The 13,400-nt window shown below is 46.3% G+C and carries 8 protein-coding genes and 2 pseudogenes; 2 read left to right on the plus strand and 8 right to left on the minus strand.

Annotation, left to right across the window (positions count from 1 at the left end; genetic code table 11):
* Positions 1 to 116: 116 nt before the first annotated feature.
* Positions 117 to 4,013 (minus strand): phosphoribosylformylglycinamidine synthase, encoded by a 3,897-nt coding sequence (gene purL / locus KW548_14830; GenBank protein ID QXX06340.1) that lies wholly within the window; start codon positions 4,011 to 4,013, stop codon positions 117 to 119.
* Between the two features lie 314 nt (positions 4,014 to 4,327).
* Here purL and mltF point away from each other — a divergent pair, with 314 nt between their 5' ends.
* Entirely contained in the window at positions 4,328 to 5,854 is a 1,527-nt protein-coding gene (gene mltF / locus KW548_14835; protein ID QXX06341.1) for a membrane-bound lytic murein transglycosylase MltF, read from the plus strand.
* Positions 5,855 to 6,214: 360 nt separating this feature from the next.
* On the opposite strand, the gene tadA is transcribed toward mltF, so the two are convergent.
* From tadA to KW548_14865, 6 genes and pseudogenes are all read right to left on the minus strand, one after another.
* Positions 6,215 to 6,712, minus strand: coding sequence for a tRNA adenosine(34) deaminase TadA (gene tadA / locus KW548_14840; GenBank protein QXX08085.1), 498 nt, complete (start codon positions 6,710 to 6,712; stop codon positions 6,215 to 6,217).
* A gap of 212 nt (positions 6,713 to 6,924) precedes the next feature.
* Positions 6,925 to 8,484, minus strand: coding sequence for an AbgT family transporter (locus tag KW548_14845; protein ID QXX06342.1), 1,560 nt, complete (start codon positions 8,482 to 8,484; stop codon positions 6,925 to 6,927).
* 288 nt (positions 8,485 to 8,772) lie between these two features.
* Positions 8,773 to 9,192 (minus strand): hypothetical protein, encoded by a 420-nt coding sequence (locus KW548_14850; protein QXX06343.1) that lies wholly within the window; start codon positions 9,190 to 9,192, stop codon positions 8,773 to 8,775.
* Complete coding sequence (locus KW548_14855) at positions 9,182 to 10,474, minus strand: hypothetical protein (GenBank protein QXX06344.1); 1,293 nt, start codon at positions 10,472 to 10,474, stop codon at positions 9,182 to 9,184. Before KW548_14855 ends, KW548_14850 begins: the two co-directional genes overlap by 11 nt.
* Position 10,475: 1 nt before the next feature.
* Positions 10,476 to 10,974 (minus strand): annotated as a pseudogene (locus KW548_14860) (pilus assembly protein PilW).
* A gap of 132 nt (positions 10,975 to 11,106) precedes the next feature.
* Positions 11,107 to 11,612: pseudogene (locus KW548_14865) on the minus strand (GspH/FimT family pseudopilin).
* Between the two features lie 88 nt (positions 11,613 to 11,700).
* Here KW548_14865 and KW548_14870 point away from each other — a divergent pair.
* Positions 11,701 to 12,138 (plus strand): prepilin-type N-terminal cleavage/methylation domain-containing protein, encoded by a 438-nt coding sequence (locus KW548_14870; protein QXX06345.1) that lies wholly within the window; start codon positions 11,701 to 11,703, stop codon positions 12,136 to 12,138.
* A 41-nt stretch (positions 12,139 to 12,179) separates the two neighbouring features.
* Here the strand turns inward: KW548_14870 and dnaJ are convergent, their stop codons facing one another.
* The gene (gene dnaJ, locus KW548_14875; protein ID QXX06346.1) at positions 12,180 to 13,328 is read right to left on the minus strand and encodes a molecular chaperone DnaJ; all 1,149 of its coding nucleotides are present in this window, start codon (positions 13,326 to 13,328) and stop codon (positions 12,180 to 12,182) included.
* Positions 13,329 to 13,400 lie beyond the last annotated feature (72 nt).

Here is a 13,400-nt window from a genome sequence, read left to right on the forward strand (position 1 = left end):
GTTCCACTAGCAAAGCGTTCCCTAGATCGAAGTCCGTTCCCGCTTCTCACATCCCCAAAAAGAAAGCGCAGACCTCTCGATCTGCGCTTAACATATTGTTTCTACACTCTTAGCTTTTAGCCCACGTTCTTACGTGCGTTTTGGAACATACGCATCCAAGCACCGTTCTCGCCCCACCCTTCAGGAGACCAAGAGTTCGCGACTGTACGGAATACACGCTCAGGGTGCGGCATCATGATAGTCACGCGGCCATCTTGAGTCGTTAGACCTGTGATTGCGTTTGGTGAACCGTTCGGGTTGTTCGGGTATTGCTGAGTCGCATTGCCGTGGTTATCCACGTAACGCACTGCTACCGTACCTGATGATTCAATCGCGGCTAGGTGGTCAGCATCACGTACTTCTACGCGGCCTTCACCGTGAGAAACTGCGATTGGCATACGAGAGCCCGCCATACCATCGAAGAATACCGAGTCAGACCTCTGAACTTCCACTAGGCTGAAACGAGCTTCAAAACGCTCAGATTCGTTACGAACGAATCGTGGCCATAGATCTGCACCTGGAATTAGCTCTTTCAGGTTCGATAGCATCTGACAGCCGTTACATACACCTAGAGAGAAGGAATCTTCGCGTTGGAAGAAGCCTTCAAACTGGTTGCGAGCTTGCTCATTGAACAGGATAGATTTCGCCCAACCTTCACCCGCACCTAGTACGTCACCGTAAGAGAAGCCACCACAAGCCACTAGGCCTTGGTACTCTTCCAGAACGGCTTGACCGGTTAGAATGTCGCTCATGTGAATATCTGTCGCTTCAAAGCCAGCGCGGTCGAATGCTGCTGCCATCTCAACGTGAGAGTTAACACCCTGTTCACGCAGAATTGCCATCTTAGGCTTAGCACCTTTCGCAATGTATGGAGCAGCGACATCTTCGTTCACATCGAAGCTTAGCTTAACGTTCAGACCTGGGTCCGAGTTGTCTTTCTTCGCTTCATGCTCTTGGTCAGCACATGCTGGGTTATCACGTAGACCTTGCATCTTGTGCGTTGTCTCAGCCCAGATAGTACGCAGTTCAGTGCGGTTACGCTCAAGAACGACTGTGTCACCAGAAGTGATGACTAGCTCATCAGACGCTTCGACTGAGCCGATTACGTGTGAACATGCTTCTAGGCCGTTTGCTGCTAGCGTTGAAAGTACAGCGTCTAAATCTTCGTTCTTAACCTGAAGTACCGCACCTAGTTCTTCGTTAAATAGCGCTGCTAGTGCGTCTTCGCCCAGTGCTTCAATGTTCGCTTTAACACCACAGTGACCTGCGAATGCCATCTCAGCTAGAGTAACAAAAAGACCGCCATCACCCTTATCGTGGTAAGCCACAACTTGGTCGTTCACTACAAGTGTTTGAACGCCTTCGTAGAAACCTTTTAGCTGCGCAGCGTTATCTACGTCTGCTGGCTTATCACCAAGCTGCTTGTAAACCTGCGCCAGTGCTGTTGCACCTAGACGGTTCTGACCATTACCTAGGTCGATAAGAACCAGTGACGTGTCACCCTTGTCAGTGCGTAGCTGAGGAGTGATTGTCTTACGTACATCTTCAACACGAGCAAACGCTGTGATGATTAGAGATAGTGGAGACGTGACTTCTTTCTGCTCGCCATTCTCTTCCCATTTGGTCTTCATCGACATTGAGTCTTTACCCACAGGGATAGTCAGGCCAAGTGCCGGACATAACTCTTCACCCACCGCTTTAACCGCTTCGTAAAGACCCGCATCTTCGCCTGGGTGACCGGCTGGAGACATCCAGTTAGCAGACAGTTTAATGTGTTTGATATCACCGATGTTTGTCGCTGCGATGTTAGTGATTGCCTCACCCACCGCTAGGCGAGCTGAAGCTCCGAAGTCTAGTAGAGCCACTGGTGTACGCTCACCCATTGACATCGCTTCACCGTGGTAAGTGTCGTAACTTGCTGCAGTTACCGCGCAGTTTGCTACTGGCACCTGCCATGGGCCAACCATTTGGTCACGCGCGACAAGACCTGTTACCGTACGGTCGCCGATGGTGATAAGGAATGTTTTTTCTGCAACCGTAGGTAGACGTAGCACGCGCTCTGCTGCTTCGTTTAGTTCGATACCATCGCGGTTAACTGCTGGGTTATTCGCTTTCAGTGTTTTTGCATCACGGTGCATCTTAGGCGTCTTACCTAGAAGAACATCCATTGGCATATCGATCGGCGTGTTTTCGAAGTGTGAATCTTCAAGTTTCAGTTCACGCTCTTCCGTTGCCACACCGACTACAGCGTATGGTGCGCGCTCACGCTTACAAATCGCATCGAATACTTCCATGTTCTCTGGCGCAACTGCCATTACGTAGCGCTCTTGAGATTCGTTACACCAGATCTCAAGTGGGCTCATGCCCGGTTCATCGTTTGGTACGTCACGCAGTTGGAAGATACCACCACGTTCGCCATCGTCTACAAGCTCTGGAAGTGCGTTAGAGATACCGCCCGCGCCCACATCGTGGATGAATGCGATTGGGTTCTCTTCACCAAGCTGCCAACAACGGTCGATCACTTCCTGACAGCGGCGTTCCATCTCTGGGTTTTCACGCTGTACTGAAGCAAAATCGAGATCTTCTGCTGATTGACCTGATGCCATTGAAGATGCTGCACCGCCCCCAAGACCGATGTTCATTGCAGGACCACCAAGAACGATTAGGCTTGCACCCACAGGGATCTCTTTCTTCTGTACGTGCTCGTCACGGATGTTCCCCATACCACCAGCAATCATGATTGGCTTATGGTAACCACGAACCTCAACACCAGCGTGAGAGTTCACTTTTTCTTCGTAAGTACGGAAGTAACCAAGTAGGTTTGGACGGCCAAATTCGTTGTTGAACGCCGCGCCACCAAGTGGGCCTTCTAGCATGATATCTAGTGCGTTAACGATACGACCTGGCTTGCCGAAGTCTGTTTCCCATGGCTGTTCAAAACCAGGAATACGTAGGTTAGAGGTAGTAAAACCAACTAGACCGGCTTTTGGCTTACCACCAATACCTGTTGCGCCTTCGTCGCGGATTTCACCACCAGAACCCGTCGAAGCGCCCGGCCATGGCGAGATAGCCGTTGGGTGGTTGTGCGTTTCCACCTTCATTAGGATGTGCGCTTTCTCTTGGTTGTAACCGTACTGGCGAGTTTCTGGGTTCGGGAAGAAACGACCGACATCAGAACCCACCATGACTGCTGCGTTGTCTTTGTACGCAGAAAGCACGTTTTCTGGTGTCGTTTCGAATGTGTTCTTGATCATCTTGAACAGAGACTTCTCTTGCTTAACGCCGTCGATAGTCCAGTCTGCGTTAAAGATCTTGTGACGACAGTGCTCCGAGTTCGCCTGTGCAAACATCATCAGTTCGATGTCTGTTGGGTTACGATCTAGCTTGTTCACAAACGCATCGTAAAGGTATTCGATTTCGTCATCCGCAAGCGCAAGGCCTAGGGTAACGTTTGCGTTTTCAAGCGCAGCACGGCCGCCATTAAGTAGGTCAACATCCGCCACTGGTGCAGGTTCTGCCACTTGGAAAAGCGCTTGTGCAGATTCAAAGTCAGTGAAAACCACTTCCATCATGCGGTCATGAAGAATCGCTTTAAGCTCGACGAGTTGCAGTTCTGTCAGTTCAGCAGAAGTTTCAATGTAATAAGCCGTACCACGCTCTAGACGAACGACTTTATCTAGACCACAGTTATTAGCAATATCAGTCGATTTTGAAGACCAAGGTGAGATAGTACCAGGGCGAGGAGTAGCTAGCAGAAGAAGACCTTCTGGCTCGTGCTCTTCAATTGTTGGACCGTAAGTCAGGAGTTTTTCTAGTTTTTCAACTTCTTGAACATCTAGATCCGCTGACAGTTCAGCAAAGTGGGCAAACTCTGCGTAAATGCCAGTCACAGGAAGGCTCAATTCACGACAAAGCTCGAGAAGCTTGTTAACACGAAATTCAGATAGAGCTGGGGAGCCACGAAAAATTCTCATGCGCTTAGGTCTCTTATGCAATTGATTAAGGTGATATTGGAATAAATTCAGTCGGTTAGAAAAAATAAATTTGATGCTATTCCCTAAGAAATAAAAACCTATACCGATTCCACCTCTTCTTTGCTGGCGCATTATAAAGGAATTATTTTTGTGATGTAACACCAAAAGCAACCGTTTGCGTCATTTTTTTCGTCAAATTTGAATTACAGCAATAATCCTATTTTTAAATCTTTAACTCGAAGTCGCTCTGATTGTCTTGCCTTGTTATGACACTTTGATATAAATGCCCTACTGGAAGTATGAGAATGATGTGAATGAAGAAGCATTACTTGAATCGTTGGACGTCAATCAGCGCCTTGCTGTTTTCGGTATTGATGTTATCCGGCTGTCAGATTGAATCAGAGCCCAAAAGTGATTTGGACCAGATACGTGAACGAGGTGTTTTACGTGTCGGAACTCTGAATAACCAACTGTCCTACTATATCGGTCTTGATGGCCCTGCGGGCTTGGATTACGAACTGGCTCGCGAGTTCGCCAATGAACTTGGTGTGCAATTGGAAATGAAACCAGCCTATCGTATCTCATCACTCTACCCTGCACTGGCCAAAGGTGAAATCGACATTATTGCCGCCGGTTTGACTCAATCTCCTGAACGAATGGAGCGATTCAGACCCGGACCTGCTTACTATTACGTTAGCCAACAGGTTGTGTATAAAAAAGGTCAAAGGCGCCCACGTAGCCTAGAGCAACTCCTTAACCTTCAGCCCACGCTTAGCGATGATGGAGAGGAGCTGCCCATCCTGAAAATTATCAGTGATTCACATGTTAAACAAACACTCAATGCCATCAAAAGAGAAGAACATCCTGACTTCGCGTTTGAAATTGATCCTGAAGCAGAGGTGAGTGATCTGCTTAAGCAAGTTTCTGACGGTGATTTGATGTTTACTGTCGCCGACTCCGTCGAAGTATCCCTATCTCAACGTATCTACCCTGATATTGCTCTTGCATTTGAACTAACCGAAGACCAGCCTATTTCTTGGTTTGTGCGACGCTCAGAGGACGAAAGCCTATATGCATTGATGATCGAATTCTTTGGCTACACCAAACAATCTGGTCACCTCGCATCATTAGAAGAAAAGTATATTGGCCATATTGGCAGCTTCGATTACGTTGATACGCGCGCGTTTATCCGTGCACTCAATTCAAAACTTCCTCAATGGGCACCACTGTTTAAACAGTATTCAGAAGAGTTTGACTGGCGTTTGGTGGCTGCTTTAGCTTATCAAGAATCGCATTGGAATCCGCTCGCTAAATCCCCAACAGGAGTACGTGGCATGATGATGCTGACTCTGCCAACGGCTAAAAGTGTCGGAGTAACCAATCGACTCGATCCAAAGCAGTCGATTAGAGGCGGAGTTGACTATTTACGTCGTATGGTTTCCCGCATCCCAGACTCCATCGATAAACATGAAAAGATTTGGTTTGCCCTTGCCTCATACAACGTCGGTTATGGTCACATGATGGACGCAAGGAGACTAACCAAAAAGCAAGGTGGCAACCCGGATTCTTGGGCGGATGTGAAAGACCGCTTACCGTTGTTGCGCCAGAAAAAATACTACAGCCAAACGCGGTATGGTTACGCCCGCGGTGACGAAGCGCGAAACTACGTCGAAAACATCCGACGCTACTATCAGAGCATCATTGGGCATGTCGAGCAGCAATCCGCTGACAGTAGCGATGTCAGCACAGACGATCTTACAGTCATCGAAGTACTAGAGAATGCAACACTCTCAGATCCAGCCACTTCAGGTGCTATACCAGCATCAGCAACTCAAGAATAAATAAGCGTACAAGTGCACAATCATTGTTTAATGATTGTGCACTTGAATTCTACTAAATCACCCATACATAATATCGTGTGATAGCTATCTCATAAACATTATTAAAATGGTAACAAAGAACTGGTAGAAATCAGTTACTCAATATAATCAGTGCCTTCAATTAAGAAAGCAATAATCTAGATATAACCTATAGTAGGAGGTTGTTTTATGCGTAGACATAAAATGCAGTCAAAACGCCTTAATAAAACGGTGGCAGCCAACCGTCGAAAAAGAATGCTCAGTAACAACAAGAAAAAAAGTCATTGCTCGTCACAGAGCTTTTATGCAGCTAAGTTGCGCATAAGCCCAGTAGGCAAACACCTAGATGCAGGTGTTTGCTGAGAACCTTACCCTTCTGAGCCCTTCGCCTGTTTCTGCGCTTTTTTTCTCTTTGCGACGACGTTTAAAGAACGCTTGAAGTTGACCTCGACACTCTTCTTCCATCAATCCTTGTTCAATATCGGCATAGTGATATGCTGCCTGATGTTCAAACAAGTTAAGTACTGTTCCCGCCGCACCCGCTTTTAGATCCGGGGCACCATAAACAATACGTTTAACCCGACTGTGAAGCAGAGCGCCAGCGCACATAGGGCATGGTTCTAAGGTGACGTATAGCGTTGTGTCCAACAATCGGTAGTTTTCCAGTACTTTGCCTGCTTTGCGTAATACTTGCATTTCAGCATGAGCCGTCGCGTCATGATGACCAATTGACTGATTCCATCCTTCCGCAATGATCTCACCATCTTTGACTAGTACAGCGCCAACGGGGACCTCTCCCTCTTCTTCGGCCTGAGCAGCAAGCTCCATAGCTCGGCACATAAAAAACTCATCTTCAGGGGTAAATTGAGATTCTGACAAAGAAAACTCCGGTTATATGCGTAAACGACTAGAGGTAGCAAATTCTACCCGTATGAACGCTTAAGTGAAAGCCGGGCACCGAGCACCTCCCGCGTCATCCCAGCACAAAAAAGAAAGCGCCAGTCTTTCGACCAGCGCTTTCAAATTTCAAATACCTAAATAGTAAGCGGTATTTACATTGTGTATGTGTATGGCGCTTGAATACCTAGAGGAATACCTAGCATCCAGTAAGCCACTAGGAAGATAGACCAACCAATTAGCATGGCAATCGAGAATGGCATCATTAGTGATGCTAACGTGCCGATACCCGTCGACTTCACGTAACGTTGACAGTAAACCACCACTAACGGGAAGAACACCATCAGAGGAGAAATGATGTTCGATACAGAGTCACCAACACGGTAAGCCGCTTGCGATAGTTCAGGAGAGATCCCCACAGCCATTAGCATAGGCACGAGAATCGGACCAATCAGTGCCCATTTTGCAGATGCAGAACCAATTAGAAGGTTTACAGAAGCTGTTAGTAGAATCATACCGATGATCGTAGCTTCACCTGGTAGGTTCATCGCTTTCAGACCCTGAGCTCCATATAGCGCAAGCATAGTACCTATGTTTGACTGCGCGAATGCTGATAGGAACTGAGCACAGAAAAACGACATTACGATGTAAGCGCCCATTGTAGACATAGTGTCCGCCATCGCTTTGATGATGTCGTTACTTGTCTTGAACGTGCCAGACACTCGGCCGTAAACGTAACCAGGGATGATGAACAGAATGAAGATCAATGGAACGATCGACTTCATTAACGGTGCTGAGAACGCTGTAATTTCACCTTCAGGAGAACGCAGTGCTGAGTTATCTGGAATGATTGCAGCAATAAGAACAGCGATACCAGCCATCATCGCCCAACCCGCGTAACGAAACGCTTTAGACTCGAGCTCGGTGAAAGAACCTAGATCTGGTGCTTTCTCTGCGTCTTCGTCAATTGGCGTGTTCGCTAGGCGCGGTTCAATGATCTTCTCAGTTACATACCAACCGATAGCAACAATGATTATTGAAGATAGGCCAGTGAAGAAAATGTTCGCTAGTGGGTTAACCACGTATTCAGGATCAAGAACTTGCGCCGCTGTCTGAGTGAAGCCCGCTAGCAGAGGATCGATACCTGAAGGGATAAAGTTTGCAGAGAAACCACCGGATACACCAGCAAACGCTGCTGCGATACCGGCTAGAGGGTGACGACCTGCGGCGTGGAAGATGATACCACCAAGAGGAATAACCAGCACATACCCCGCATCTGCAGCGGTATGCGATACGATAGCCACCAGAATAAGCATTGGAGTAAGAAGCTTAGCTGGCGTGAAGTTGAGCATCTTCTTAAGGCCCGTCGTGATAAAGCCAGAAGAATCAGCGACACCCACACCTAGCATTGCGACTAGTACAATACCTAGCGGAGCAAAACCAGTAAAAGTGGACACCATGTTTGCCAAGAAGCTTGCTAAAGATTCGCCAGTTAAAAGATTATTAATTGCAAGCGCTTCGCCTGAGCGGGGGTTAATAAGGTCAAAACTTACGTTAGAGAGCAGTGCTGAAGCTGCCCAAGTAATGATCAGTGCCCAAAAGAACAGAATAGCCGGATCTGGGATTTTGTTGCCGGCACGTTCAATAAAATTAAGAAAGCGGTCCATACCACTCGACTTGGGCGATGGCGCTTTTTTTATAGCTTGGTTACTCATGGTAACTCCATATGTGATGTTGTTGTCTTAGGCCTGTAGTCAGGTTTGCAACGACCTATTTATCAACGCCATATTTTATTAAATCCCCCTTTTAAAAGCACAGGATTCCATGATTTTTTCCATATATGGAGACATATTTTGCAAAATAGCTATCAGTTCACAACAAAATAAAAACAACTAAAACCCATAAATTGAAACAAACTTGAAACCATTTTGAAAAACATAGAGGAGGTTTGTGGGTAAAAAACTAATAGCATTTGTCTATATAAAATAAGCTACATACTAAATTCATTGAATTTGGAAATTGATGTCGTCAATACAACCGATAGCTTTTTTTCCATGATGATTTTTCCAGCAAACTTCTACCGTAATGAGCTTTAGTTGAATACCATTCTGTGGCCTTGCCTTAGATTGACAACGTATTTGATGCTCGCCAGAAGAGGAAGGTTGACAAGCCGAAAGAGCAAAGCAGGGATCTTGATCAATGGCTTCGAATGGGTAGTTTTTCTGATTAACCATTGCACCATGGGTAGTAAATCGCTCAAGCTTTGACTCTGCGAGGTAAAGGGCCTTGGTAGCATGATTCGCCCACTCTGATTTCACTTCGACGTCAACATGAAGCTTAGCTAAAGTGAAAGCGCCACCGCTAAGCAGTAATAACGTGAGTAAAACCTCGATGAAACTCAAACCAGATTGGTTAGAAATCATACCAACCACCCCGAACCCATAAGGTTGGATGAAGCTTTCTCGCTGGACTGGATGTCACACTTTGCTTGAACTCAGTATCGAGAGAGCCATCGATCAATGCATAGTGGTCCGGCGCATCTAAAATCAAACCTCCATTCGGATAGAAGCTCCCCTGTTGAAAGTAACTCACCTGCCTCTCCTCAATTTTTGCAATAGAGGAAAATCTACCCATGATTTTTATCAGGTTTATGGATAGACTTTCATTTTCCATTTTATCCAAACCAGCGTTCTTAAGTGCCGATGGATCAGAAATAAAATGATAAACCAGCGCATTCAATGCTTGATGTCCCGACACCGCAACAGCTCCATTGTGCAACACTAAAATCAAGCCAGTTTTCAAATGCGTACTGATAGCAAGATTCATCTCTATGACTTCTTCTGATGTCAACTCACACCCTCCATACACCCAGATAAACTCATGAGACTTTTCAACGAGTTTTATGATCTCTTGTCCACAGTTTTCGACAATTTGAGGAAGAGGCAAATCACTGGCGTTTGCGGGTAATGAGCTTGATAAGTAATCTGGCACATAACCAAAAAGATTGGTCGCTGTCATCACTGCATACCAATTATCACGAGCAGTAGCGAAAACTTCCTTAAAGGGCTCAAGCTCTTCTTGTCGGATAAAATCATCCTGAGTAGAAGAAAGTTGCCATGCAAATTTCGTATAATTTTTTTCGATGCAACGAGGCTGAAAGCTTTTATCCTCTGAAGAAAAATAGCGTGAAACATCCACCGCTTTCCTTGGTGGCTTGGTGGCATAACTTTGAGCGTAAAGTTCGCCTTGATATCGAAGCGAAATACAAGCCCATTCTTGTTTAGATATTCTTGTACCATGATGCGGCGAAAGGTATAGCGCACCGCTTACCAACAAATGATTGATGGCCGTGATAGCACTTTTGATCTTGAGCTCTGGAAGGAGAAAAGCCTTACTTAGGGTGACGTATCCACTGGATGCTCGGATTGTGTGTGGTCTCCCTGTGACGATTTCAAGTTCATCAAGCCCAAGTAAGCGTTTGCAAAGACTCAAATCTTCCGGAATACGCCCCTTACTTAGAACATTGACGAAAGCGCAATCTAAGCCTCCTTCGGCTAGCCAGTGAACTTTACGGCTCTCAATCTCGTTTTGGCTACGCTTTATCTGGTAGAACACACCTTTATAGCTGCCGATGATCACCATCAAGCTCGCAGCAAGTAACAAACTAGTGACAAAGATAAGAAATGCACCACGTTGCCGCCTCATTTCACCAATTCCTCTGCTTAATAGTAAACGTAAGCGACTGGGTGACTTGTGGCTGAGTAGAAAGTTTAGTGGAGAGTGTAATAGTCACCAGTGCCGAAGACAAAGAAAGGCCAGACAATCGCTCAACGTCCAGTGCAAAAGAATCAACCACGATACGGCGGCGATCAAACAAGGTGTTACAGGTGTTACCAAAATGGACGTTAAAATTCTCTGCTTCATTAACGGACATGACATATGGCAATTTTTTTCTCACACACCTTAAGAAGGTCCGGAGACTGTGTCTCTCTTTGATACACTACGTTAGTGTATGCTTGCTCTGTTCCTACTTCACCTGAAAGATAGGCATAAGCGATGAGACTCGTTTGATTATCGACCCTGACATGGTAAGTCTGTGTCGCACCAGACAGAATCGCTCTTGTACTAAAACTGCCATTATACCCCGCTCGATGTAAATCTTGCTTCATCGTTTGAAGAACGCTATTTGTATTTTGAACTAGCATGAGTTCGTTAGCACGACGAACGCTCACCTGGTTGTGATGGGTTAACATGCCAATAACCATACCAATAATCACAACACTGATAGCGCTAGAGATAAGGAACTCTATTAAGCTTGTTCCTCTTTGTTTTAACACTCAGCATGCCTCGTAGCCAAGATAGGTTGAGCTTGGAGAACAAACTCGCACAATTGCGGAACGAAAATGTGTTCTAAGTTCGAGAGCCATCTGCGAACGCTGGCGAGGAAAAAAATGAATCGGCCGCTTTTAGGTCGGCCATGAGTGGCGTCAAAACTGATTTGATTTGAGCTATAAGTCGTCTCGATCTCTATCCCAGAAAATGAACTTCCCGACAAACGCATTAATACCTCACCCTGATACTCCTTTTCACTGTCAGTTAGCTCCAACTCCCAACTACCGTTAACGATTGACAAATGGATCCATAGTGGCTGCCGACGCATGACTGCAAGAGATTTAGCCATGACCACAAAACCATTGAGTTCAGTCGCTAACCTGGTCATTTTGGTGGTCATAGAAACAGATTCAAAGCTGGGTATCACTCGTGATACAGCAACACAAACCAGCGATAGAACGATCAGAGTTTCGACCAATGTAAAGCCACGAGGTGTTTCCCAATTTTCCATGTAAAGCCAAAGAGGAGCAAAACCATACTTGGCTCGATGCTAACATTAAGAAACAATGACAAGACACTAAAGAAAAGAGGGATTCGGAGTGTTTGGTGAAAATCGTTGCGAACAGTGCAACCAAAGTCTAAACGGAATGACTTTGATCGAATTGTTGGTGGTGACAAGTGTGATTGCCACTTTAGCTATTTTTGTCTATCCCAAATACTTGGAGTTCGTTCGTCAATCTCATCGAGCCACTGCGATTGCAGACTTAGCTAGGATTCAACTTGAGTTGGAATCCAACTTTAACGGCAGATATCAATGGGAGCACATTTTATCCGGTGGTCGATGCACTCTTTGTCAGACTGACCAAAGGCGGTTCATATTTTCTATCACTAGTGGAGCTAATACAGCTTACATTATCAAAGCGACCGCCCAAGCCGATACTCAACAAAATCTCGATGTCTGCTTAGTAGAAAACAAAACAAACGAATTAAGCTTAGATGCGAGCAACAACCAACGCCCAACCACCTGCTGGCCATAAAAAAAGCCTGCATAGTAGCAGGCTTTTTGCTCGTTTTTGGGCTAGCTGGTCAGATCATCAAAGAACTTCTTCACACCATTGAAAAAGCCTTCGGCTTTTGGCTTGTGCTTCGTTGCCGCTTCGCCACCGCAAGATTCTTCAAACTCTTTCAATAAATCTTTCTGACGCGTACTTAGATTCACTGGCGTTTCGACAACCAGCTTAACAATCAAATCGCCCACGCCACCGCCACGAACACCCTTGACGCCTTTGCCGCGCATACGGAACATTCGGCCCGTTTGAGTTTCGGTTGGCACTTTAAGGTTCACGCGACCATCTAGTGTTGGAACTTCGACTTCACCACCCAGTGCAGCCATTGCGAAACTAACAGGTACTTCACAGTATAAGTTGTTACCATCACGTTCAAAGATATGGTGCTCTTTGACATGAACCTGTACGTATAGGTCACCCGCAGGAGCGCCCATTTCTCCCGCTTCACCTTCACCAGAAAGACGGATGCGATCGCCAGTATCAACACCAGCAGGAATCTTAACGTTAAGTGTTTTGGTCTTCTGCTTACGGCCTTGACCATGACATGAGTTACAAGGATCTTTGATGATCTTGCCCTTACCGTGACAGGTAGGACAGGTTTGCTGAACCGCAAAGAAGCCCTGACGCATCTGAACCTGGCCATGGCCATGACAAGTACCACACGTTTCAGGAGACGAGCCTTTCTTGGCGCCGCTGCCATCACAAACGTCACAGTTCACTAGGGTTGGAACTTCAATTTCTTTTGAAACACCGCGAACCGCTTCTTCTAGCGACAATTCCATGTTGTAACGCAGGTCCGCCCCGCGTTGAGCGCGTTGCTGACCACCACCTCCGCGACGGCCACCGCCGAAAATGTCACCAAACACGTCACCGAATATGTCACCGAAATCTGCACCAGCACCGCCGCCAAAGCCACCGCCGCCCATGCCGCCCTGTTCGAAGGCTGCATGACCATATTGGTCGTAGGCTGCTTTTTTCTGAGGATCCAGTAGGATTTCGTACGCTTCTTTTACTTCTTTAAACTTATCTGCAGCAGACTCATCACCCTGGTTACGGTCTGGGTGGAATTTCATTGCAAGGCGCTTGTACGCCTTTTTAATATCACGTTCTGATGCATCTCGGCTTACGCCTAATACTTCGTAAAAATCACGTTTTGACATGTTCTTCGTCACCAATTTATTACTGCAAACGACCGATTGTCGCTTGGTGTTTGTATCATTCTAGATAAAGGC

Origin of the sequence: Vibrio neptunius (genome assembly GCA_019339365.1) — a bacterium.
GTDB classification, from domain to species: domain Bacteria; phylum Pseudomonadota; class Gammaproteobacteria; order Enterobacterales; family Vibrionaceae; genus Vibrio; species Vibrio neptunius.